The 24,654-nt window shown below is 33.3% G+C and carries 26 protein-coding genes; 5 read left to right on the top strand and 21 right to left on the bottom strand.

All coding sequences use genetic code 11. From position 1 onward, the window contains the following. Window positions 1–9 precede the first annotated feature (9 nt). The 7 genes from AC1EJ0_RS04915 to AC1EJ0_RS04885 all read right to left on the bottom strand — a co-directional run bounded on the left by AC1EJ0_RS04915 (window position 10) and on the right by AC1EJ0_RS04885 (window position 6,214). Window positions 10–2,718 (bottom strand): ABC transporter ATP-binding protein/permease, encoded by a 2,709-nt coding sequence (locus tag AC1EJ0_RS04915; protein WP_480023438.1) that lies wholly within the window; start codon window positions 2,716–2,718, stop codon window positions 10–12. Between the two features lie 186 nt (window positions 2,719–2,904). Next, entirely contained in the window at window positions 2,905–3,216 is a 312-nt protein-coding gene (locus AC1EJ0_RS04910) for a hypothetical protein (RefSeq protein ID WP_480023439.1), read from the bottom strand. Window positions 3,217–3,545: 329 nt separating this feature from the next. Beyond that, on the bottom strand, window positions 3,546–4,382 hold the full coding sequence (locus tag AC1EJ0_RS04905) for a metallophosphoesterase (RefSeq protein ID WP_480023440.1): 837 nt from the start codon (window positions 4,380–4,382) through the stop codon (window positions 3,546–3,548). A 21-nt stretch (window positions 4,383–4,403) separates the two neighbouring features. Beyond that, window positions 4,404–4,883 (bottom strand): ABC transporter permease, encoded by a 480-nt coding sequence (locus tag AC1EJ0_RS04900; RefSeq protein ID WP_480023441.1) that lies wholly within the window; start codon window positions 4,881–4,883, stop codon window positions 4,404–4,406. A 118-nt stretch (window positions 4,884–5,001) separates the two neighbouring features. Beyond that, window positions 5,002–5,235, bottom strand: coding sequence for a hypothetical protein (locus AC1EJ0_RS04895; RefSeq protein ID WP_480023442.1), 234 nt, complete (start codon window positions 5,233–5,235; stop codon window positions 5,002–5,004). A gap of 26 nt (window positions 5,236–5,261) precedes the next feature. Beyond that, window positions 5,262–5,519, bottom strand: coding sequence for a glycine zipper domain-containing protein (locus tag AC1EJ0_RS04890; RefSeq protein WP_480023443.1), 258 nt, complete (start codon window positions 5,517–5,519; stop codon window positions 5,262–5,264). 83 nt (window positions 5,520–5,602) lie between these two features. Next, window positions 5,603–6,214: a hypothetical protein gene (locus tag AC1EJ0_RS04885; RefSeq protein WP_480023444.1), complete on the bottom strand. Its 612-nt coding sequence runs from the start codon at window positions 6,212–6,214 to the stop codon at window positions 5,603–5,605. Between the two features lie 180 nt (window positions 6,215–6,394). On the opposite strand from AC1EJ0_RS04885, the gene AC1EJ0_RS04880 reads away from it, so the two are divergent. Continuing rightward, window positions 6,395–6,724: a hypothetical protein gene (locus AC1EJ0_RS04880; protein WP_480023445.1), complete on the top strand. Its 330-nt coding sequence runs from the start codon at window positions 6,395–6,397 to the stop codon at window positions 6,722–6,724. A 135-nt stretch (window positions 6,725–6,859) separates the two neighbouring features. Here AC1EJ0_RS04880 and AC1EJ0_RS04875 read toward each other — a convergent pair whose 3' ends face one another. The 9 genes from AC1EJ0_RS04875 to AC1EJ0_RS04835 all read right to left on the bottom strand — a co-directional run bounded on the left by AC1EJ0_RS04875 (window position 6,860) and on the right by AC1EJ0_RS04835 (window position 14,303). Beyond that, window positions 6,860–7,531: a DUF1638 domain-containing protein gene (locus AC1EJ0_RS04875; protein ID WP_480023446.1), complete on the bottom strand. Its 672-nt coding sequence runs from the start codon at window positions 7,529–7,531 to the stop codon at window positions 6,860–6,862. Window positions 7,532–7,545: 14 nt separating this feature from the next. Continuing rightward, window positions 7,546–8,013, bottom strand: coding sequence for a GNAT family N-acetyltransferase (locus tag AC1EJ0_RS04870; protein WP_480023447.1), 468 nt, complete (start codon window positions 8,011–8,013; stop codon window positions 7,546–7,548). A gap of 77 nt (window positions 8,014–8,090) precedes the next feature. Beyond that, entirely contained in the window at window positions 8,091–8,729 is a 639-nt protein-coding gene (locus AC1EJ0_RS04865; protein ID WP_480023448.1) for a VanZ family protein, read from the bottom strand. A 60-nt stretch (window positions 8,730–8,789) separates the two neighbouring features. After that, the gene (locus AC1EJ0_RS04860) at window positions 8,790–9,539 is read right to left on the bottom strand and encodes a nucleoside phosphorylase (RefSeq protein ID WP_480023449.1); all 750 of its coding nucleotides are present in this window, start codon (window positions 9,537–9,539) and stop codon (window positions 8,790–8,792) included. Window positions 9,540–9,586: 47 nt separating this feature from the next. Beyond that, a complete protein-coding gene (locus AC1EJ0_RS04855) occupies window positions 9,587–11,653 on the bottom strand; it encodes a GmrSD restriction endonuclease domain-containing protein (protein ID WP_480023450.1) in 2,067 nt (688 codons plus the stop codon). 155 nt (window positions 11,654–11,808) lie between these two features. After that, window positions 11,809–12,168, bottom strand: a complete 360-nt coding sequence (locus AC1EJ0_RS04850; protein WP_480023451.1) for a hypothetical protein — start codon at window positions 12,166–12,168, stop codon at window positions 11,809–11,811. A gap of 43 nt (window positions 12,169–12,211) precedes the next feature. After that, a complete protein-coding gene (locus AC1EJ0_RS04845; protein WP_480023452.1) occupies window positions 12,212–13,255 on the bottom strand; it encodes a Fic family protein in 1,044 nt (347 codons plus the stop codon). 101 nt (window positions 13,256–13,356) lie between these two features. After that, window positions 13,357–13,842, bottom strand: a complete 486-nt coding sequence (locus tag AC1EJ0_RS04840; protein WP_480023453.1) for an NUDIX hydrolase — start codon at window positions 13,840–13,842, stop codon at window positions 13,357–13,359. 41 nt (window positions 13,843–13,883) lie between these two features. After that, window positions 13,884–14,303, bottom strand: a complete 420-nt coding sequence (locus AC1EJ0_RS04835) for a GNAT family N-acetyltransferase (RefSeq protein WP_480023454.1) — start codon at window positions 14,301–14,303, stop codon at window positions 13,884–13,886. Between the two features lie 678 nt (window positions 14,304–14,981). Here AC1EJ0_RS04835 and AC1EJ0_RS04830 point away from each other — a divergent pair. Then, window positions 14,982–15,437 (top strand): CopY/TcrY family copper transport repressor, encoded by a 456-nt coding sequence (locus AC1EJ0_RS04830; RefSeq protein WP_480023980.1) that lies wholly within the window; start codon window positions 14,982–14,984, stop codon window positions 15,435–15,437. Between the two features lie 13 nt (window positions 15,438–15,450). Beyond that, window positions 15,451–17,577 carry a heavy metal translocating P-type ATPase gene (locus tag AC1EJ0_RS04825; protein WP_480023455.1) on the top strand — a complete coding sequence of 709 codons (2,127 nt, stop codon included), beginning with the start codon at window positions 15,451–15,453 and terminating at the stop codon, window positions 17,575–17,577. A 204-nt stretch (window positions 17,578–17,781) separates the two neighbouring features. On the opposite strand, the gene AC1EJ0_RS04820 is transcribed toward AC1EJ0_RS04825, so the two are convergent. Together AC1EJ0_RS04820 and AC1EJ0_RS04815 are read right to left on the bottom strand one after the other, a co-directional pair. Then, window positions 17,782–19,455: a recombinase family protein gene (locus AC1EJ0_RS04820; RefSeq protein ID WP_154271853.1), complete on the bottom strand. Its 1,674-nt coding sequence runs from the start codon at window positions 19,453–19,455 to the stop codon at window positions 17,782–17,784. An 87-nt stretch (window positions 19,456–19,542) separates the two neighbouring features. After that, entirely contained in the window at window positions 19,543–19,716 is a 174-nt protein-coding gene (locus tag AC1EJ0_RS04815) for a hypothetical protein (RefSeq protein ID WP_000282420.1), read from the bottom strand. 140 nt (window positions 19,717–19,856) lie between these two features. Between AC1EJ0_RS04815 and AC1EJ0_RS04810 the strand changes: the two genes are divergently transcribed. After that, the gene (locus AC1EJ0_RS04810; protein WP_000711069.1) at window positions 19,857–20,453 is read left to right on the top strand and encodes a hypothetical protein; all 597 of its coding nucleotides are present in this window, start codon (window positions 19,857–19,859) and stop codon (window positions 20,451–20,453) included. Window positions 20,454–20,521: 68 nt separating this feature from the next. Here the strand turns inward: AC1EJ0_RS04810 and AC1EJ0_RS04805 are convergent, their stop codons facing one another. Continuing rightward, on the bottom strand, window positions 20,522–20,878 hold the full coding sequence (locus tag AC1EJ0_RS04805) for a hypothetical protein (protein ID WP_000599722.1): 357 nt from the start codon (window positions 20,876–20,878) through the stop codon (window positions 20,522–20,524). A gap of 222 nt (window positions 20,879–21,100) precedes the next feature. Further along, window positions 21,101–22,255, bottom strand: coding sequence for a hypothetical protein (locus AC1EJ0_RS04800; RefSeq protein ID WP_000687657.1), 1,155 nt, complete (start codon window positions 22,253–22,255; stop codon window positions 21,101–21,103). 595 nt (window positions 22,256–22,850) lie between these two features. Between AC1EJ0_RS04800 and AC1EJ0_RS04795 the strand changes: the two genes are divergently transcribed. Then, window positions 22,851–23,831 (top strand): site-specific integrase, encoded by a 981-nt coding sequence (locus AC1EJ0_RS04795; RefSeq protein ID WP_000009490.1) that lies wholly within the window; start codon window positions 22,851–22,853, stop codon window positions 23,829–23,831. A gap of 472 nt (window positions 23,832–24,303) precedes the next feature. Here the strand turns inward: AC1EJ0_RS04795 and AC1EJ0_RS04790 are convergent, their stop codons facing one another. Then, window positions 24,304–24,633 (bottom strand): hypothetical protein, encoded by a 330-nt coding sequence (locus AC1EJ0_RS04790; RefSeq protein WP_000359188.1) that lies wholly within the window; start codon window positions 24,631–24,633, stop codon window positions 24,304–24,306. Between the last annotated feature and the right edge of the window lie 21 nt (window positions 24,634–24,654).

Raw genomic sequence — 24,654 nt, 5'->3', positions numbered from 1 at the left:
TAATTTATTTTATTCAGCACTTAAGGCTTCTACTGGGTCTTTCTTAGCTGCTATGCTTGACGGTATAAGTCCTGCTATCAAGCTAAGCGCAACTGATATTGCAATCAAGATAAGCGCCGCTTCTTTTGGAAGCGTGGAGCTAATAGTAGCTATGCCCGTTGCCTTAACCATGATCTTTGTTATAAATATATTTAAAAATGAGCTTATGCCAACACCTATGAGCCCTGAAAGCAAGCCTATAATTAAAGTTTCTGACATAAAAACTTTGTAGATGTCGCCCTTGCTTGCGCCAATCGCCCTTAGTATACCAATCTCTTTTGTTCTTTCAAAGACGGATATATATGTGATGATCCCTATCATTATCGATGAAACGATAAGCGAGACGCCTACAAAGGCTATCAAAACGTATGATATGGCTGCAAGTATGTCTGTGATGGATTTTGAAATGGAGCCGATAAAGTCGTTAAAGTTAAGTTTTTGTGCGCTTTTCTTGCCTTCATTGTACTCGTTAATAAGCTTTTTAACCTTATCTCTATTTTCAAATTCGTCCACATATATCGATATCTTCGATGGATTATTCTCATCGATATAGCCGAGATTTTCAAGGTTTTTCTTGTAAGAATAGTCTTTCAAAAATTCATCATAAACGTCTAAGTAGTCTTTGTCAGTGCCTTTATAAAGCATATAGTCAAGCATGGCTCTGTCATTTGACTCTCTTGTCTTAGGCGCAGCTGGTGCTATAGCATTCATGGCCGCATTAAGCGCTTGCATCTCTACTATCATCTCTTTTTTGTTTTGCAAGATCCATGCGTTGAACTTTGCAAGGCTTTCATCTGGCAAATTATTTAGATAGTCTTTTGCCTGATCCATCTTTTCTTTTTCAGTATCTGCCTTGAACTTAAGTCCATTTAAAACATTTATGTCCTTCTTATCTAATTGCTCCTTAATAATTTCTTGCTCTGAAACATATTTAATCATAGCATCAGTAAATTTACTGCTATAGGCAAGCGGTGTTTGGCTTATATTGGAGTCGTTGTCAGCCTTTTTCCTTGCAATGCCAGCTATATGCATGCTGATAGCAGAGTCTATAAGCTTTTCTTTCTTCTCTTCATCATCCTTGATGCTAATGTAGCTAACATCCTTCTTTTCGTAATAGTCCGATGGAGTGACTACCTTATACTCATGACCGATGATTTCCTTTGGGTCAATTTCAACTTTTTTTATGTCAACCTTTTTATTATCGTCCATATCAGAAAGAATTTTCTTGTATTCTTCCGAGTCTAAAAAGCCTAGCTCGTAGAAATTACTTCTTAAAATTTGATTATTATAATCAGTAAATAATACTAATTCGTCCTCTTTTTCAGACCACTTGCCCTCGATTAGCTCGTATTCATCTAAGACCATTGGCGAGATATTGCCGTCTTTGTCGCTAATAATCTGAGAAAAATTGTCATTGTTCTTTGAAGCTGACAAGCTGAAAAATTGATTAAAGCCAAAGCCGCTCTTCTTTTCAAAATCAGAACCATTAGTATTAATCACTTTGCCCTTAGCATCCTTTGTATAAATATCAAAGCCTCCATCATAAGCGTAAGAAATAAAGTGCTTGCCAAGCTTTTCGTCTAGCTCCGCTTCATTCTTGTCTAGGTAGTCTTTGAACGAGGCAAGGTCATTCTCATAGCCGCTGCCTGATATCTTTGACCTATTTGTAAGACCAATGTCATTTGAGCTAAATTTAGATCTATCCGTAGTCTTTGAAACGTTGTTATCAAGCTTTGTAAGACTAGATAGGTCGATGGATTTGCTCTCAATATCGATTGGGAAAGACTTCAAAGCATTCCTTTGATTGTCAGCAATGTAGTCACTTGCGCCATTTGATATAGATATGATGAGGGCAATCCCGATGATGCCGATGGAGCCAGCAAAAGCTGTTAGAAGCGTTCTTGCTTTTTTACTCAAAAGATTGTTAAAAGATAGTCCTAGAGCCGTTCTTAGCTTAAGAGCTATCTTCGAAATTTTAAAGCTGTCGCCCTTTTCTTCCGCTTCATAAGGATCCGTGTCAGAAATTATCCTGCCGTCCTTTATACCGATTATCCTTGTTGAGTACTCTTCCGCCAAAGTCTTATTGTGCGTAACCATGATGACAAGCTTATCCTTAGCAAGCTCCTTTAGTAAATTCATTATAGATATAGATGTTTCGCTGTCAAGAGCACCCGTTGGCTCGTCCGCAAGTATGATTTGTGGATCATTAACCAAAGCCCTAGCTATGGCTACCCTTTGCATTTGACCGCCAGATAAGGCACTTGGCCTTTTGTGTATGTGCTCCTTTAGGCCGACCCTTTCAAGAGCTTTGATAGCCCTTTCTTCAGCATCGCCAGTATTTTTATTCGATAAAGTCAAAGACAGCTTTACATTGTCAAGTATACTTTGATGATTAATTAAGTTGTACGATTGAAAGATAAAGCCTATCCTAACGTTTCTGTAGTAGTCCCAGTCCTTGTCCGAAAACTGCTTCGTAGATCTGCCATCGATTAGAAGGTCGCCCTCGTCGTATCGCATAAGACCTCCGACTATATTTAAAAGAGTTGTCTTGCCTCCACCCGATTCACCAAGTATAGAAACAAACTCACTCTCTCTAAACGAAATCGATACATTGTCTAAGGCCCTTTGCGAAAAGCCTTCAGTGTGATATATTTTTGAAATATTTTTAAGTTCTAACATATTTACTCCTTTCTCATACTTATTACCCAATAGCCACCTTTGATAATATTTTCATAAGCATAGATAAAAGGCAAACGAGACAAATAAAGCCCTCCTTACAACTAAAGTAAAGAGGGTGCTTTGATAAATTTTCCTTTTTTTGCCCTAAAAAATAAAAGAGCAAGTCTCAGGCGCAATTCTGTGCTATTATTTAATATTGTGCTTAGCCATCTTTTCCTTGAAAATATCAGTGATGATGTTCCTAAGCTCTTCCCTTTCCTTTTCAGGCAAATCGCCCTCAAGCTTTGCAATTGCAAATAGGTCGGGACGTTCATTGGCTATCCTTTCAATAGTTTTACTAGTCGCGTGCTTCCTAACGAAAAATGGTATCTTCTTAATCCAGCCCTCTGGCAATAGCGCAAGAATCTTATCTGCCGCAGCCTTATCGCTAATCTCAGCAGTAGATAGGCCTTTTTCTATTTGTCTTTGTTCTTTTTCAGTAAAATCTTTAATATCCATATTTACCTCCTAATGTATATCTTATAGCTAGTGTATTTTTACTTAATATATATACCCAGATTTATAAGAAATGCAAAAAAAGTTTCTGAATACAAAATATTTATAAATATGGTAATGCTTTGGCAATAAAAAAGAAGAGAGCGATTGCCCTCTTCTTATTGATTTATTTTGTTTTTATCGCTGAAAATTCATACGAAGCGATTGAATCATCACTATTTTAATTTCGCTGGAAAAATTCGATGATTGTGCGAAGTGGACAGACGAAGCAAGCGGAGTGTACTAAACGTACATGAGCATTGCTGAGGAAGGAACAAGCGCAAGGGCGAATTTTAACGCGAAATATTTATTATAACTAGTTCTGGTCGATTAAATATCCGTGGCACCCTAGTCGACTCTCTTGCCAAGCCCCTGCTAACTATCATCTCACTGCCATTGTCAAAGCTATATCTTCCTCCCGCATATTTCGGTAGCCAGCCTTCGTCTGGCGCGAAAGTACCGTTCAAAATGCCTGGGATGCGCCACTGACCGCCATGCGCATGGCCCGCAAGTACTAGGTCAAAGCCGGCATCCTTATACAAATTCACAAAAGACGGGCGATGTGTCAATAGCATCGTAAAAGCCGTATCGTCTCTTTCGTTTTTAGCGCGTTCAAGCTCAGTCACCATGCCATCACCTTCGCCTGTGTAGCGTGCTTCGTCTGGATCGTTCAGCCCAGAAAGACTGATTTCATTGCCATTAATAGCGGTGCGAATAGTCTTGCCACCGATGTCCTCAATGCCATTTGCTTCAAGCCAGTCTAGCATCTCGCCTACGCGGCGGCTCCAGTACTCGTGATTGCCAGTGACGTAGTAGCAGGGGTAGCGCTTCGCGATGGCTGTGAGAAATGTTTTTGTGTTATCATCAGGAATTTCGTCGTCAAAGATGTCTCCGCCCAAAAGAATCATGTCCGGCTTTTCTTTATCCACAGCATCTATCAGTGTTTTTTGATCCGCGCCATATTTGCACGAGTGAAGATCCGTGATTAAGGCTATGCGCATATGCGTATTGATTTTATCTGAAGTGATAGTGTAGTGAACTATTTTTAGGCGCACGTCAAAAGCTAGTAGCGCGAGAGCTATTAGCATAGTGAAGATGATGTATTTGATATGTTTTTTCTGTATTTTCATTTATTGCTCCTTTTGAGTTTATTAAAACACTGTCAACAGATATCCATCCACTGCTGCGACGACTATATACATAGGAACTGCTCTTAAAAAGGCTTGGATGTGTTTTTTAGGGTTTTGGTACAAGACCTTTTCTGGGACCTTGCTTAGTCTTATGCGTTTTGTATTTCTCCACCAAAGTAGGTCTATGACGACTAAATCAAAAATGTTTAGCGCCTGACCAAGTATAAGTAAATTTATAAGGTTTTGCATAAAATCTTTTTCGCGTATAAATATTCCAAAAATTATAAATAGTATTAAAAATACTACTAGATTTGCAAACCATGTAACGAGCTTGTTAGCTTCATGGTACTTGCCCTGGTATTCTTGAATTTCTCTGATTCGCTTTTGCACTTCATCTGGATATGAGGCGTAACTCTTAAGATTCTTCTCGTCTGTTCCTGTAGCTAAAAAGCATAGGACAAAAAATATTGTACACAAAATTATTATCTCTATAATTAACATTATTTATCACCTTTGCTTAATTATATCACATTAACAGTAGCTAATAAATATTTTATAATAATTTCAAAGCCATTTGCAAAATAAAAGCACCTATGATTATAGATGCCTTTCATAAATCCTACTTCTTCTTTAGCTCTTCGATGTTTTTATTAAGTCTATTAAGCTGCGTAATAATCATCCAGTTTTGCTCGATTAGTCCTTGCATACCGCTAAATCTTGTAGCTTTATATGTCTTATACATATCTTCTATTTCTTCTTCGTCAAAGTCTCCTAGTTTATAGCGCTCGATGAACTTTTGCTTATCCTCTGCTATCTTTTCTTCTTTTGCTCTCTTATCTGAAAATAGCCCCATAATATCACTCCACTTATATACTAATTTTATTTCTTTTTTATGCTCATACCGATACTCATGCCAAGCATCATGCCGACCGACAAACCGATGGCTATATTGTCAGCATCCATTGCTATGGATACAGCAATTCCTAAACACATGCCTATAGCCATGCCCTCAGACATGTAGGTTTCTTCTGTTTTTTCACCCTTGTCATCACCTTGCCTCTTCTTAGCTGTTTGTATGATGTATACCACTACTACACAAACTAGGAGTAGGGGTAGTATAATTCTTAAAATTTCCATATTTTCACCTCCTATATAACAGTAATACTTTTATTTTATCATTTTATCGAAACAATAGCAAGGGTATCAGACCAACACCCCACCTATTCCTCTCTCGTCATATAATACTCATCGCAGAACTTATCCCACTTCTCTACATATTCCTCATGCTCAAGCAAAATTAAGTCTTTTGCTGAGTATATATTTCTTTTTCTTGCTTCATCAAAGAAGTAGTCGAAGCCATCGAAGTCTTCGCTAAAATAAGCGTAGACGTGCTTGAAGCCAAGGGTATATGCAAGGTAGAGGCGTGTGTGGCCATCTAGGGATACGTATATATCATCGCGCTTCACAACTGGTATGATCACGTCTTCTTCTGTATGAACAAAGCTCTTTACTGCTTCTAATTTATCTTTATCGACAAAGAACTGTATCGGCTGGATTTTGTCTATATCAAGCTTAAAAAGCTCTATGTCTTTGAACTTCTTCACGATTTTGCCGCTCTCGTCGTAAAATTTTGTGATATGCTCTGCATTGAAGCGAAACTCGTCTATGACCTCATCGAAGTAGCTTTCATCGCCTATTATAATAGCCTCGCTCTGTGATATGATTTTAATCTCTATGGGCGCATCGCCATTCGCAAGGTAGCAGCCATGCTGATTAAGTGCTTCTTGACTGAAACGATGGTCGTCGTATGTATTGATTCTAGTTATGTTCATTAACTCACCACCTAATTTACTTGTTAAGTCTATTTTCTAAGTATATAATTTATTTTATCATTTTATCGGAACAATGGCAAGGGTATCGGAACGATATATCTCATTTTGCGGAACGATTGACGTGTTCGTAGTAAAGTGATATAATGAAAGTATACACTTAGTACTTATAGGAGGTGTATTATGTATAGATCTAGACGAATAATTGCTTTTCTTCTTTCTTTAATGCTTATAGTTTTGACATCTGCTGCTTGTGCAAATAAGGATGAAGACCGCTACACAAAGGCTGATCTTGAAGCGATGGATGCACATGACTTGTATGAATTATTAAAAAAGAATGGTTTAGAAGTGGGCGCTGACATTAAGGAAATTCTTTCTGACAAGGAATTGGAAGAGTACATCAAAGAGGATTTTGATTTGCTTATAGAGGGCGCTTGCTCAAGAAGTGATAAGGCGTACAAAAATCTGGCTGATAAAGTGGAGAAAGTTTACAAAAAATTGATTAAGGAGTAGTTTTTACTTAGAAAGTGATATGAAAATGGCGATAGATTTTGCTTCTATCGCCACAAAATTTATTATTCAATATTTATTTTAGGAAAATCAGATGTTAATACATCTACTATTTTGAATTTCAAAACTTGGTCTAAATCAAAGCTTTTTATCCTTATTAAATTCATCACTTAAGCTCTCTCCTGCTTCTAGTATAATGAACTGCTCGTCCCACCTGCCTGAGAACAGCTTTTCCAATAAATAGGTTCCGCCATCTACAAAGTCAAGCTTCGCATCAAGCCAAGCTGCATCTTCCTTGACGGTTCGAACGTAATCTGCTCTTCTGCAGTCATTAATTTTTGTATCGATGATGTCTATCTCGTGGTAATACCGCTTCCAGTCCTCATGGTAACGCTTCTTCGTATCTTCGTCTAAATTTTTAGTGAGCTTATCAAAAGTCGAATGAAAATTTTCTTTCATCGGATCTTTTTCGCGTACATATAGGTGGCCTGGCTCTTTTAAATCACTTTTTACTTCATCTGTGTTTTGCAAAAGAAGCGAAACGCACTCGTCTATCTTTGGCATAACAAGCCTACATGGAGCCTTGATGTCCTTCCACGATCCGCCGCAGTAACCCATAGCGACCAAAATCGTGTCTACGTCCTTGTCCATTGTCATCAGCTTGTGGATGATGTGATCACGCATCTCTTTTGGGTCTCTATGATAAAGACGATTTAAATAAAATACCGGGTAATTCGTTTTAACTTTTCTTTGAGCCTCATCGATGTAGTCTTTTAATGATGAACACCCTAAAATTACTGTTTTTGGCATAGTGTCACTTCCCTTTAATCTAAGTACTTTACATATATTTGACAAGGGTTGTTCTTATCCCATAAATCCGGAAATACTTCTAATTCTTTATATCCGACTGCTTTGTAAAATTTATTCGTTATGTCGTACTCATCGTAATGGCCGGACTGAACGGTTTTTACCTGTGTGTATGTGTAGCCTAAACTCTTGGCTAAGTCTTCATAGGCTTGGTTTAGCTCTCTTCCAGCGCCATGATGATGAAATTTTTTCTTCACGCCCATGACAAAAATCTCTGCACAGTCGGGGCTGCTCGCGCCAAGGACAATAAAGCCAACTAGCTCATCCTTATAAAAGCTTGCTAAGAATGGCTTTGCTTGTGACTCTTGAATGTAGTTTTCTGTGCTCTCGAGCAAGCCGAACCATTCTGGCAAGTCATAAAGCACTTCTCTTGCGATATTTTCTTTTTCTTTTTTATCTATAATTTCTTTTACAATAAATTTCATACTATAATTAGTCCATTATCCTTTCATCGTAATTATATGCTATACGCCATTTTATAAGCTTGCCTATCTATAGAATATCACCACTTATGAGTTTCTCCACTCATCTTGGATGCAAAGAGAATCTCGTAGATATAAAGCTGGATAGTCAGCATAATCAATATAGCAATAGTCCACAGAATTACTGGCTCATATAGGCTATATTTGCCTTTTGTCTGAAATTTTCCAAGCAATGAATCGAAAAATGATCTACTAAGTAATTCATATACTCCATAACCTAGTACTGCTCCAAAAGTATTCGTAATCAAGTCGTTTATATCTGTAGTCCCAAATCCAAACATTTGAATGATTTCTATAGACAATGAAAATAGAAATCCAAGTAATAAAACTTTGGATAAGCTATTATATTGCTCATAGAGTAGTGGCAGAAAAATTCCTAATGGAAGAAACAAAATTACGTTTAAAATTGTATCTTTAGGTCCTCTAATCATATCTATAAAAGGTAGTAATGAAAATCTCGGTGAAAAATTTGCTTTTAAACAAACACCTGTTGCAGACAAAACTCCTACAAGATAAAAAGGAAATATAAAAGCCAAAATTATATGTCCTTTGCTTGGTCTATTGCCAAATGATTTTAATATTATAAAATATAATATTAATAAGACCATAATAGGCAGGTATCCACTTATTACGTGATTAATAATAAATTCTAAATCCATAAAAATTCCTTTCTATTTGTTGTAAACAAGTTGTATCATGTATACTTTAGTTTATTTTAATTATATTTCTTTTAATAATTTCAATGCCAAATACAATTTTCCAAGATCGTGGTTGGCGCTATTAAGTCCCTCTACCTCATAAGAGCTCTCATCTAAAACATCTCCTGCTTCAAGAAAGTTATAAAGCTCAAAGCCATAAAAATCACAAGCTGCTTGTACGCCTGCAAGCTCCATCTCAACAGCTATGCAGCCTTCTGACTTTCTCTTTGCGACAAGCCCACGCGTCTCACGAAGCATAACGTCTGTAGTCCAGACCTTTCCCTTGGTATATGGAGCTTTTTCCTTGATGAAAAATTCTTCAAGCTTATCATGGTTTTTAATAGCAATGTAGTCTGAAGGAGCGGCATAATAATAAGATGCACCTTCGCCCCTGTAAGCCTCTGTGGGTACGATGTACTTGCCAAGAGTCTTTTCTTTGTCAAGGCTGCCGCAAGAGCCAAAGATAATAAATTTATTCGCACCTGTAAGCCAATTAACCTCAACACAGCTTGATGAAGCAAGTGCCGAGCCCATCATGCTAAGGTAGAAAGCAAATTCTTGACCTTCAAAATGGCTTTTATATATTGGCATTGAGCCATTCGCTGAGCCTACTTTAGCAATTTCTTGGCACTCAAAATTATCGAGTATATATTCTACTATCCTTTTTGAAAATATTACCAAGCATTTATCTATTAAATTTTTCTTCTCGCCATAAAAATGTTCTAGACTTGTAATTGGCTCTGTGTCTATATCGTAACTGTCTATTATCATAATTTACCTCTTTCGTTTACACTATACCATTATGAGTAAAGCAATAATTATTCTGCCTGTGCATCAAAAGATTGTTTTACAATCTCCATAACTTGATCTAATTCATCCTTATTCTCCATAAACAATTCTACATCACCATTTCCCCAACGTCCAAGTCCAGTAATATCTCTACAAATGCCATTAGGATCAATAATATTTGAAAACTTCATATTAATTGAAATGCGCAATCTTTGCTTTTGGAAAACAATATCTACAAAATTAGTATCCAGCTTATAGGCAACATATAACTTTTTATATTCCTTTTTTACTGCTGGAGATAGATTCATAATTCGCTTATCCAAAGAATCGAATAGCATCTTTGTAAAATCATTCATATCATATGTTTCCAAAGAATACTTCTGAGTTGTTTTTTCATCCGCTTGATACTTTGCAAGTTCTTCAGCTGTTAAACTTGGATATGGCCAGATATATTTGGCTTTGTTCGCTAATTCTTCTGCTCTCTCCTTTATATGTTTTTCATTCCACTCATTTTGTAAAACAAGAGATTTATTAAGTCTAAGTGCACTTTCTTTAAATCCTCCTGGCATATCCATCTTTACCAAAAAGTTCCTGTCGCTCATCTCAGAGTTATATGCAGTCAAAGTAAGATTACCAATTGTGTGCAAGTACTTTTTCTGAACCTCCTGCCAATTGTCGCCAAGGTCAGCTTGCCATTTTAAAGAAAGATTTTTGTTCTGTGGCATAATATGCTCAATGGTGTAATTTTCTATTATAATTGGAGCTTTGTTTTCAAAATTTTCCAAACTACTAAGAATATAATTTCTATTGCGCATATTGTAAATATCACGACTAACAAACGCAATTTCAAACTTATCGTTATCAGGAAATTCTTTATAAGTATCTTGCATCAAGAAGAATGCCTTAACAGAATTCATGTAATCATTTGATCTAATATAATTCTTCATAGTTGCAAAAGTTTTGTTCAGTGAATTAGTAGGGATTTCACAAATTGAACGTCTTAATACATAACTAATGCAAAGCTTTAGAATTTCCTTGAGCTCGTCTGATGTAATTAGTCCTTCATCACAATCGCGATGAATTTTCAATAAGAATGGATAAGATACTTCCATTTTTAAATCAATAATATCCTCATATAGATTTTTTAAATCTGTATCAGAACTTCTGATAAATACAATGTCTGTATAATATTTTGCATAATCAAGCAAATCTCGGCATAGCTCTCTTATAGTTCCAAACTCGCAATTTAAATGATACAGCTTAAATTCTTCATATACACGTCCCAGTTTTGGAATTCGAGAAAGTTTCATAGTCAAGTAGTGGCGGAAAAAAGCATCCATTACTGTTCCCTGTGTTTCATAAACAAATAGTTGTTCCATAGGTCGCCAAAGATGTTCATACACATATTTTTGTTCAGAAGGCTCTAGCCCCATCAATACATAGTTACGAATCAAATCAGATTCAGAAAGTTCTTTACCTGTTGAATTCAAGCTTTCAAAAATTGCTTGTGCATCATCTACGGCTCGATCTAATGTGATATTAACAATTTGTAATTTTCCGATTGACTCATAAACCTCAGCAGGCTGAATCTCTTTATCGGCAATCTTGCCTACAAAATAATCATAGTTTTCAATCAGCCTTGATTTAGTACCTTCCATAATTGGTTTTTTCTCAATAAGACTTATGAGAATATCTCGATCTGTTTCAGTTAACAAAAGCTTATATCTTTCATCACCATCTTCATACTCATTCTTTAAAAGCATATTATCTATACGTCGAGCATTTATTGTTTTATCATCCGGATTATTTAGTGCATAATCGCGCAAAGCTAAAAGAAGCAGTGTTAATGTAGTCATTCGCTGTTGACCATCTATAATCATATACTTTTGAACACCTGTTGGCATTGCTTGCTCAGCAATATTAACGATAGATCCAACAAAATGACCAATCTTTTTCTCTTTCTGCATTTCTACAATATCGTTCCAAAGTCTTTTGCACTGATCAATATCCCAGCTATAAAATCTCTGATAAACAGGGATTAAGAACTGCTTATTTCCATTTAATATCTCATAAATATTTCCTTTTTGCGCGTCCATATTGTACCTCCATTATTTGTTTTCTCCCTTATATCCTTTCAAGTCTCACAATGCTCTCTTCTTTTTTAAAGATTCTTATTCCACAATATAATCATTAATACTACAAGCAATAAAAGACTTATTTTTTATTCCTATATAATATTCTAAAAATTGATCTAATTAATAATTATATTAAATGGTGCTTTTATAATATTTGTTAAATTATTTATATCAAATCCTGTAATTATTAAAAGGATTAAAACAGGATATAAAGAGTAGAATAGATCTATAGCTCTCAATTGTTTTTTTAAAGCTATTTTCAATAAAACTACAAGATTGATTACAATTAAAATAAAGTGGGCTAAAAGCAATAAAGCAAATATTAAATCTATAAATCTACTTTGAGTGTTTTTCACAAGATGTATATCGTAGATATAATTAAATTTTCCTTCAAATTTAATAAATAATGCTACAAACGATATTATAAGTAAGTGTGAAATTAAAGTAATTATTCTAAGTTTTTTATAGTTTTTCATTTTAATACCTCAAATTTTTAATTATTAGATTTCTTGATTAATTTTAAACTTTAATATACTTACTTGATCTTCCCTTACCTACTTGCTTAATTAAGCCACTGTCTTTTAATTCTTTTAATGCCCTTTCTATAGTTCTTTGAGAAATATCTGGGCAAAGCACAACTATATCTGATTTAGATAATGGCTCTAAAGAATTTTCAAATATCTTCATTACTCTATCTGAAGAGGATAAAGATTTTTCTGATATTAGTTTAAATCTTTCATCGCATTCACTATATGCCTTATATATAACCGAAAGCATATATTTTATAAAGGGCAAGTCGTTATTAGTTCCAGAGTGCCAATTTTCACTAGAAGCTTGCAATTCTTCATAGTAAATATCTTTCGTCTCTTCGATAATCATTTCTAGTGAAATATATCTTCCTACAAAAAATCCATTTTTGTAAAAAAGTAGCAAAGTCAATAACCTTGACATTCTACCATTGCCATCAGCAAAGGGGTGTATAGCTAAAAAATCATGAATCACAGTTGGTATTAATAATAATGGTGGAATTTTTAAGCTAAGGGCTTTATTATAAGCCTCAATCATTGCATCAATATACTTTTCTGTTTCAAAGGCTGATACAGGCTGAAATCTAACTATTTTCTCGCCAAGGGAATTTACTTCAACGATGCTATTATCAATTGTTTTAAATTTCCCTTTATGACTTTCTCCAGAATAAGAATAAAGTTTATTGTGTAAGGTCAAAATATTATTTTTTGTAAATTCAATATTCTCATAGTTTTCATGAATGATGTCAAGAACCTCTCTGTAACCATATATCTCTTCTTCATTTCTATTCTTAGGTTCACTTTTTTTATTCATTAACTTTTCTAGTCTTGTATCATTTGTTGAAATACCTTCTATGGCATTAGATGATTTTGTTGACTGAATTTTCGCTACTTCTACTATTCTATCGAGAACATCAGAAAAATTAGCTACGTATAGCTCCTGTTTTCCCTTATATTCATAGATTTTTGATATTAAATCATACATTTTTGCCGGTATATTTAAATCTAACAGTTTTGAATAATCAAATTCTCTCATACAGTTCCACCACCTTCCTCGCCATTATATCACAAATGGCGTATATAAATCAATAGTGGCGAGATTATTTTCGCCATATTAATGAGTTTGAACATGATAAATCATATTCTTTCATCTGTAATTATATGCTCTACTCTATTATGCTTCGAGCTAAGATAGTTTTTCATAAATGTTGGGTATGCTTTGCATTTATCAAGCTCATCTATAGGCACCCAATGCATTGTCTCTTTAGCGCCTGACGCTGTAGTGCTTTGGCTCGTAAAATTTATTTTGCCCATGGGTTTCATAATGTAGTAGAATGTAAGCTCATGAAAGTCCACTCCTTTTAAGCCAGAGCTTCCGATGAAGAAGTTCTCGTGTATTACAGCAAGGTGATCTACCTCGTAATTAAGGCCCGTCTCTTCAAATACTTCTCTCTTCACGGCTTCTTCAGATGTCTCACCCATGTGAACTGCTCCGCCAACCGAGTAGTAATAGTCGTCCTCATCATTTCTTGCAAGCAAAACGCAGCCCTCTTCTACTATTATGGCTGCCGCCCTATATCTAAATGCTTTTTTATCGTTAATAATAGCGCAATTATTTTCCATAGTTTTCTCCTTTATATAATTTCTCATCTAAGATGCGTAACTTATGGTTCAAATGCAAACAGGTTCCCAAGCTGAATTGAAAATCCAAGTGATTTATACATTTGTATATCGCATTGTGCACAAGCAACAGTCATTGAACTTATAGCACTTGACTTATATGCAAATTGGACTAGCTGGCGTGCTATTCCTTTATGACGAAAGTCAGGACATATGAAAAAATCTTCAAATATTCCACTTGGCATATAATCAAAAGTTGAAAAACCAACTGTTATTGAACAGCAGCCTACCAATGCATCACCTTCCCATGCTCCGAAAAATAATATTTCCCCTTTGCTGATTGCATCTTTCAGACGTTTCTTGGATATATCATTCGGTATATCCTCTCCTATTTCTGCTTTATATTGCTTTTGAAGTTCCCACAAATGATCTATGTGTGAAGCGTCTATTTCCTTATAATCCATTCATAACCTCCAGATAAATTCCTATTATATTATAAATTCAAATTCTTATTTTCTTGTACAATAATGCTATAGTCTACACATGGCTTGCGTGACAAGTATGGATAAAATTATATTTTCCAAAATCTTCATAAGTTGAAATATATTTATTCTCAATTATTTCTAAATTTTTCTAACATTTTATTGAGAACTAATGCATTTTCATATTCTTCAACAAATGCATCTTCTTTATACTGAGGAAAATTTGGGATATTTGGTACTTTTAGATTCTTTAAATACTCTTTTCTATTATACCATTTATTCCTAATAAATTCTATACGCTATTCTTCCTATTCAAATAATAGTACTACTTCAAAGAATTCCTATCTATAGAACTAATACTGTAGGCTTCTTGAAAAATGAAAGGGTAGAGTTTGTGACATTTATGACTATATATTTAGCCAAACAATAAATTTAGAAAAGGTATCATCATATTTATCATATTATTAAAAATAAGGAATTAAAAAAGCGATAAATGTAAATCAATGATAACCTTACAAATCGTACTGGGAATAAATTGGAAAGAAACGCAATAATCGTTGCTTAAATTTATTAAAAAGACTTGACATATTTCGTTTACAATAGTATAATTGTTTTGAATATACTAGTTTACATTTGTAGACAACAAGGGGGGAGAGGAAAATTAGCACAATAGAACTTAATACTTATATCACAGATGCTGAATGGGAAGTCATGCGTGTAGTTTGGGCAAATGATCGAGTAACTAGTAAAAAAGTCATTTCCGTATTGCAAGAAAAAATGGACTGGACACAATCCACTATCAAAACGATCTTAGGTCGATTAGTTGAAAAAGGCGTACTAAATACAGAGCAAGAAGGTAGAAAGTTTATTTACACTGCCAATATTGAAGAGACAGAAGCCGTAATGGATTATGCAGAAGATATTTTTAACCGTATTTGCAATAAGAAAGTCGGAAATGTAATAGGAAGCATCATTGAAGATCATGTTTTAAGCTTCGATGATATAGATCGACTAGAAAAAATATTAGAGATGAAAAAATCTCTCGCAGTAGAAGAAGTGGATTGTAATTGTCCAGAAGGACAATGCAAGTGTCATTTACATCATCATGAAGAATAAGGAGGAATTTAAAATGGACAATAACAACAAACATTTATCCCACAGTCACCATAATCATGGCGACATGGATCATTCAAAACATGAGCACGTAAGCACGGAAGAACATGGAGACCATAAGGATCAACATCAAGAACATCATGCTGGGCATGATCACAGCGGGCACAATGGGCATGATCACAGCGGGCACGGAGGACATGAGCATCATCATCACGGAAACTTTAAGGAACTTTTCTTAAAGTCATTGCCACTAGGAATCATTATTATGCTCTTATCCCCTATGGCTGGGTTTGACCTACCATTCCAGTTTTCTTTTCCATATTCTGATATTGTAGTAGCTATTTTATCTACTATATTAATTATTTATGGTGGACGTCCATTCTATCAAGGTGCAGTTGACGAATTTAAACAAAAAGAACCTGGAATGATGGCTCTCGTTTCTTTAGGTTTAAGTGTTTCATATTTATATAGTATTTATACTGTAATAGCAAGCTACGTAACAGGTGAACAAATTATGGACTTTTTCTTTGAATTTGCTTCATTACTATTAATCATGTTATTAGGTCACTGGATTGAGATGAAAGCTATTGGAGAAGCAGGAGATGCACAAGCAGAATTGGCTAAATTAGTGCCGAAAGATGCTCATGTAGTATTAGATGACGATTCAATAGAAACACGACCAGTTGCTGACTTAAAGGTAGGTGATTTAATTCGTGTTCAAGCCGGAGAAAATGTGCCAGCAGACGGGATTATCGAGCGTGGCGAATCACGTTTAAATGAAGCTCTTCTAACTGGGGAGTCAAAAGCAGTTAAAAAAGGTCCTGGCGATGAAGTAATCGGAGGCTCAACAAATGGAGAAGGGGTTCTTTATATTAAAGTAAATGAGACAGGTGATAAGTCCTTTATATCTCAAGTACAGGATTTAATCAGCCAAGCTCAAAGTCAGCCTTCCAGAGCAGAAAATATTGCTCAAAAGGTTGCAGGATGGCTCTTCTATATTGCTGTTATTGTCGCGCTAATTGCTTTTGTAGTATGGATGGTTATAAAAGATGTGCCAACGGCAGTTATATTTACTATTACTACATTAGTTATTGCTTGTCCGCACGCATTGGGTCTGGCTATTCCATTGGTAACCGCTCGTAGCACAAGCTTAGGAGCTAGCCGTGGCTTATTAGTAAAAGACCGCCAAGCCTTAGAAATAGCTCAAGATGCAGATGTGATGATTTTAGATAAAACGGGTACTTTAACAACTGGTGAGTTTAAAGTATTAGATGTAAAACTTCTTAATGACAAATATACAAAAGAGGAAATCATTGCCTTACTGGCAGGTATTGAAGGAGGATCTAGTCACCCGATTGCTCAATCAATTATTAGTTTCGCCGAGCATCAAGGTATAAGTCCAGTATCTTTTGATTCAATTGATGTGATTTCCGGTGCTGGCGTAGAAGGCAAAGCCAAGGGCCATAGTTACCAATTAATCAGTCAAAAAGCCTACGGACGTAATCTGGATATTGATATTCCAAAAGGAGCAACTCTCAGTGTCTTAGTAGAAAACGATGATGCTATTGGCGCTGTAGCTTTAGGGGATGAATTAAAACCAACGAGCAAAGAGTTAATTAAAGTTCTTAAAAAGAACAATATAGAGCCGATTATGGCTACAGGTGATAATGAAAAAGCAGCTCAAGGCGCGGCAGAAGATTTAGATATTGAATATAGATCAAATCAATCTCCACAAGACAAATATGAGTTAGTAAAAACACTTAAAGAAGAAGGAAAGAAAGTTATCATGGTAGGTGACGGTGTCAATGATGCTCCTTCTCTTGCCTTGGCAGATGTTGGTATAGCTGTCGGTGCAGGAACCCAAGTGGCTTTAGATTCAGCTGATGTCATCTTGACTCAATCTGATCCAGGTGATATTGAATCATTTATTGAATTAGCGCACAAAACAACTCGTAAAATGAAACAAAACCTATTTTGGGGAGCTGGTTATAACTTTATAGCTATCCCTCTAGCTGCAGGAATTTTGGCTCCTATTGGTATCACATTAAGCCCTGCATTAGGAGCAATTCTAATGTCTGCGTCAACAGTCATCGTAGCCATTAATGCTATTTTATTAAGTTTAGATCCAAAAAATAACGGCTAACAAACCGAATGATTGAAACTCCTTAAAGTATCAAGATACACTAGTTTTACAGGAAAAAAAGAGATGTAAGTACTGGCTCTTTGTAAAATCGTGTTGGTAGAAGTAAACGATTTTTCTACCAACACGATTTTTAATTTATTATAAAACTGATTTCTTTTAAAATCCTAAAAGCCACCTATTTCGGCAGTTTTGTAGCTTGTTATTCTATTTTCTTGACATTAACACCACCGTCTCGACATTATCTTTATTGTCCAAACCAAAGTCAATCTCATTATCTATAAGCGGAAGCTTGAAAACAACCGATTTTATCCAAGTGTCCTTTTCTGTTTTTTCGTCATAAATTTGAATTTCTTCTATCATTTCGTTAAGTAATCTCTTCTTGTCGATATCTGAAAGAACTGTATAAAGGCTATTAAAATTTACAAGAATCTTATAAATATTATCCGAGGTTATTTTTTCTTCAAGAATTGCCTCTTTCCTTTTTCTGCTATCATTTAACTGCATTTCTGCATATTCTAACTGGTCATATATAGCATCAAGTCTAAGATTTAAATCGGTGTATTTTCTATCATAATGTTTATCTTCAAAATTTAAAGAATCTATTTGATTAATTAGTGATGCTTTTGTACCTGTTAATTGCCTAATCTTCGCTAAGTGCTTATTAATAACTTCATCAATTTCTTTTGTGTCTATTTGAATATTGATTTTTTCTTCAATTTTTTTGGCAAAAGTAGGATTACTAACTACTTGAGTAATTATTGTTTCAACTTCTTTTTCAATTAATTCAGCTCTAATTTGTTTATTAAAAGTACATTTATGTCCATTCATCATTTGTCTATGTTTACAACCGTAATAGTAATAATCTTTGTAATGCTCTCCTTCTTTGTTTTTATTACGTTTACGGCTTTTGTTTCCATACAAACCAGCACCACAATATGGGCATTTTATTAGATTTGATAAGATATGAACTCTCTCATCTTTTCCTCTATTTATCTTCTCATACTTTTTAGCTTGAGATTTTCTTTTTTCCTGTACTGTATTCCACAACTCATCATCAATTAAAGCTTCATGATTTCCTTGAGCTATAATATAATGATCAGATTTTTCTAATTTAATTTTACCAGTAGTTTTATCTTTAATTGTTTTTCTTCTTCCATATGCAATTTTCCCATTATATACAGGATTATCCAATATTTGTCTTATTAAACTAGCTGAAAAATATGGATTCTTGCCATTTTGTCTTATAGGTTTATTAATACCTAAAGAAACTAAATACTTAGATACTCCATTGGCTCCCATATCTGAATTAGCATATAAATCAAAAATCATCCTTACTGCTTTAGCTTCATCTTCATTAACAACTAATTCTCCATTATCTAATGAATAGCCAATTGGAGCAAAACCACCATTCCATTTTCCTTCTCTTGCCTTTTGTTTCCTTCCTTCCATAGTTTGAGAAAGTATATTTTCACGTTCCATTTCTGCTACTGCCGATAGAATTGTTATAACAAGCTTTCCAGAATCTTTAGAACTATCTAAACTATCATCAACACAAATCAGATTTACATTATGATTTTCCATGACTTGCAATGACTGCAATACATCCGCTGCATTTCTTCCAAATCTAGATAATTTAAAAACCATTACATAATCAACTTTATCTTTTTCAGCTTCTATATCATTAAGCATAGCTATGAATTCATTTCTACCTGAAATAGATGTTCCTGATTTTCCAGCATCTTTATAGGTTTCTATTATTTCTATACCATAAGCTTTTGCATACTGTTTTATTCTTTCTTCCTGAGCATCAAGTGAGTAACCGTCAATTTGCATAGATGTTGACACTCTTGTATATACATACGCCTTTTTATTTTTCATTTTTCCACCTTTAGTTTGGACATATTTTCACGTTATAGTTATACCTATATTTTACATAAATCATAATATAAAAGTCAATACAATAACCTAATCCGATGAATTAATATTATCCTCATTTTTATTTTTTTCTGAACATCTTGGCGGTACTTCCAATTTTTCAAAATCTAACTGATCTGCATACTTTTCTATTAATTCTTGTAAGAGACGTGCCAACCCATCTAATTCATAAGAACAATCTTTTACGCTATTTTTATTATACAAGGTAAATTGCCTCCTAATTTTGATTTCACCTTGTATATGTCAGAAAAAAGTATTGATTCGTGTTTTTCTCCACACAGACTTTTTTATTGAAAATCTTTTAATGCATATATTCAATAGTTAATTGAAGAAAGGAGTAAAAAATGAAAAAAGATAGGAAAATTCCACTATTAAACGAGTTTTATTGCCGCGGAAGGATTGTAGGAAAAGGAGGTTTTAAGGAAAGAAATCCATACTTAACAATCTTTATTAATGGGAAAAGAGAGCCAAATTATATGAAAGTATACTTTGAATCTATAGATATTCATGATTTTAAAATGAATCAAACTGTTTATATTACAGGTTTTGTGAAAAGCCCTGTCATTCCCTATTTATATGAAGGTAGAAAAGAACAGTATTTTCTTGGTGAAAAAATAGTCTTAGAGAACACTTTGTTATCAGAAGCCTTTGAAATAGAAAATATAGGTTTTTCTTTTAAAAACCCATTTTCACGAGTTTTTCTTAGCGGTTCTATCTTAAGCATCAAAGAGTTCAATAATTGGATTACGATTCAAGTGCGAGACTATAGAGAGCAAGTAATTACACTTCAATACTCTAAAAACATGCGTGTAAATGATGTTTCGCTCGAAATAAATGACTTTGTTTTCGTATCGGCAATACTAGTCTCTGCAAGGAAAAATTATGATGAAATTACAGTTGACTATGAGGATTTAATAGTGGATGATTTAGCTGTGAATTAAAAAATAAAAGCTTGAGGTTAGACAATCTCAAGCTTTTATTTTTACTAGATTTAATTATAATTTTTTAGTCACTCTCTTTGGATCTCATACACAAAGCTATGCCAGTTATTAAAGAATTTTTCATTAAACAAATGGGACAACTTTATGAAGTTTTTAAAGCCTATACTCTCTAAATCAAGCTCTATATCAAAACTTCCATAAACTTCTGCATAGCATCTTATGGTTACTATCATATCGCTTAAAAAGTACTGAAGTGACTCACCTTCTCTTTCTAGTAAAATATCTCTGACGCCATCTACACAATAATAGTGTCCTCCAACATCTAGCCACACTTCTTCACTTAAAATAGATTTTTCTACCGACATAATATTCATGACTACACTTTTAAAAACCTTATCCAACAATTCTTCTTTTTCTAATATCATAATAATTTCCTTTCCTAATATATATAGTTACTTCTTACAGTCTTTATATGTCAGAATTAATATCCAATAACAAACTTGTCGTCATTGAAAATTCTTCCTATTATTATAAGAGATTGCTACTTATCTTTTACACTAACTAAAGAGAGTAATACTTTCTTTAAATTCTACTACTTACACCAATCGAATATCTATCCTTTTTCACAATACATATCACTTCTATCCTCATTTAATGAGGTCATGAAATTGACTTTTTATACTATAAACTAAATTTTCAACTTTCTCTTTTTTATTTTTAGAATAATAAAGATACGGCTCCTTGCATAACAGTCTTTTTATATATCCTAAAATGCGCCCTTTGTTTTTATCTTTTAAAAAAACTTCACTAACAATTTCTAACAAATCATCTGAATCAAAAAGTATTTGATAACCTAATTGCCTTTCTTGAATTAGGATATCGCTAATCATTAAGCTTCCCCACTCTTTTCCTCTTCGATCCTTTTCCCTATATTTTTTAACGGCTTTCACAAGAAGGTCTCTACACATTAATTTTTGCTTTTCATATGGCTTAAAAAGATTTTTTTCTAAATATAAGAATAATTTTTGACGAAACACTTCTTCATTTAAATTAAAAAGATTTGTTTCTTCAAAAAAATCTTTAAACTTATCTGTTTTTTTTATTGTATGCTCATATCTATAAATACTCCCATTTAGTATCTCTCCATTTTCATCAACGATGACGATTTCTTTATTTTTATGCTTCTTTTTTGTTTCTTTTAATTTATCATAAAATGTAATTTTATGTCGTTGATTTTGTGCTGTTATTGTTTTGGATTCATAGCCGTCTTTCTCTTTATGGTTTTCAATATCTATGCAAATTTTCATATACGGGATAAATCTAACCAGAGTACGTAATGGGTCTTCAAAATCTTTAGTATTACCTGTCGTTAAATAATTGTAGTTAATTTCACAATAGTTAAAAATGACATTTGATATGTCTATCTCAATTTTATAATCTTCGTATAATATATTTTTAATTTCCACAACCACATCTTTTAATTCTTCTAAAGAAAAATTTTCTATATTTTGTCCTAGAATGTCCGTTGGCGAAAAATCTATTCTTGCATATAAGCCACAATCTATGTTGCAACAATTCTCTCTTCTTATCTCCAATCGCCCAATTCCTCCCCTTTCAATTCGAATGGATTTCAGTTCTTTTCTATAATAACTAAATTTCGTTATTCCATATGAGTTCTGATATAAGCTTATTAAGTGATTAATCTCATACTCGGTAACTCTTACATTCTTAAATTTCACTCTATCAAAGCCAATGCGTTGAAATTTCTCATATCTTACTAAGATGTTTTTTTCTATTTTCATAATTCCCCCATATAAAAGAAAGTTTTTAATCTATCTCTTATATGTCAGAAAATTTAATATTTTTATTTTCTACACAGGATTTCCAATAAATAAAATCTGTTTATACGGTCCATTTATGGACGTATAAACAGATTTAGGGTATTTACCAAGGATAAGTTTTTAAACTCTTTTGTTATTAAGAACCTTTTCTGACAAATTATAAATAGAAGATTGATGGTATGGAGAAAATAAAAAAGATAAGTGATCAAAAATGAGGAAACAAAGAGAGGAAGTCGCAAAATATGAAGTAAGAAAAAAATAAAAAAGATTTATAGAGCAAAAATTTTAAGTATGTAAAAAAATGTATAGTGTAGGAATTCACTTACAAAAGCATTAAATAGCAAGCCAAGCTATCAATCTAAAAATGTGTACTTTAGAGCAAGCCAAGCTCTTTAAAAAATGTGTTTTGTCTTAGATTGGACAACTTAGAAGCTTCTACGGACTCGGTAGTATAAAAAGCTTAGTCTTAACAATTAGAGTAACAAATAAGGCTCTAGAATCGTTTTTAAGAGCTTTAATTTTAAAAAGATAGTTATATATTTGAAAGGAGCATTCTATGTCTTTTAATATCACAAACAAAGCTTTTAACAAAGAATTTGGAATAATAGATGAAGAAAAGAAAAAAACTAAAAAATGGGATAAAAGAAAGCAAAAAAACATTTTAAAAAATCAGATTTATGATAGATTAACAAGAATGTTAAATGATGGTATGAGTACATCAAGAAATGACGATAAAAATGATTTATCAACTACAACAATAAATAAAATTTATAGCGTTACAACTTATAAGACATACAAAAAACAATGTTATAAATTTGCAGAATTTTTGAAAGAAAATTATCCTGAAATAAAGAAAATGCAACAAGTTAAAACAGAACACGTAAATGAATATCTGAAAAACTTAACAAATCAAGACTTATCTGCTTACTCAATTAGCACATCTAAATCAGCTATAGCAAAGGTTTTAAGAACATCATCTACAAACTTTATAGCGACAGCTCCAAGGACAAGAAAATCAATTAAAAGAAGTCGATATGAAGCTAAAAGAGATAAACACATATCAGAAGAGCTAGAAAGAAAATTTTCTAAAATAACAAGCTCTACAGGATTAAGAAAAAAAGAAATGGAAGCTGTAAGAGGGGTTGATTTAAAAGAAATCAACGGAAAATATTATGTAAAAGTTAGACAAGGAAAAGGTGGAAAAAAACGCTTAGCTTTAATCATGGGCAAAGATAAAGAAGAAACAGATGAAATAATAAATATTTTTAAAGAAGCTGGAGAGCTTAAAATAGCACCAAAATTACCTTCTCATTATGACAACCACCACTACAGAGCAGTATACGCCAAGAGAATTTATAATCATTATGCAAGACCAATAGATGAAATACCTGGTGGTTTAATTTCAGAAGGAGGAGAAAGATACATCATGAGAAATGATAGAGCTGGAGAAATATTAGATCGAAAAGCTATGTTAATAACCAGCAAATACTTAGGACATAATCGTATTGATGTAATCGCTCAATCTTATCTGTACTAAAATAAATAGATGTAGATATAAAATCTAGGTTTGGAGAAATTGATTTAAAGCTAGTTATTTTCTTATGATATACAACATCCACTGAATAAATTTTAAAAAATTGAAACTGAAATAAAGATCTTACATCATGAAGTATAAAAATGTAAAAAAACTGAATAAAACCAATTTACAGAGAAGTATTATATCGAACTTTCTATTTATAAAATAGCTACTAATGAAATTTTAGAAATCTATAAAATATTACCAAACATAAAAGAAATATTAATCAGACTCGATAAGTTGCAATAAAAAAGAATACCCTTATGCAAGAGCATTCTTTGAATAAAGAAGAATTTTCTGACCTTTTTCAGTATAGGAAAAACTATGAAAATCACTTATGGGAAGGAAGTGGAGAGATAAAATGCTATAAGCAGATAAACTTATATCTTTTTAAGATTATTTACAAAATTTTACTCTAAGCTTATTATATTACTTAAGGAGATCCTACTAGATGACCTACGAACATTGTTATAGGAAGTAATAAAATCAAAAGGATATTTAATGCCATAAACAACTTATCCTTTTCCTTTACCCCATATACTAAACCTATTAGTCCAATAATTGGCAGAAAAACATTAATGTGAAATTTATAATAATCTTTATGAATTTCATGAGCATCTATATAATTACTTGATTTGATTTTTATTTCACATCCACCATTAAATTTACAAACAACTTCATAAATACCATCACTGGAAAAATTTAATGGATATTCAACATTTTCATCATGATTTATAACTCCAATATATGCCAATTTATCCATTATTATCCACCATAAAATTTA

Source organism: Fenollaria sp. C0166D3, assembly GCF_056590255.1.
Note: the sequence above shows the minus strand (reverse complement) of the source record. Positions and strands in the feature narration are given on the sequence as shown.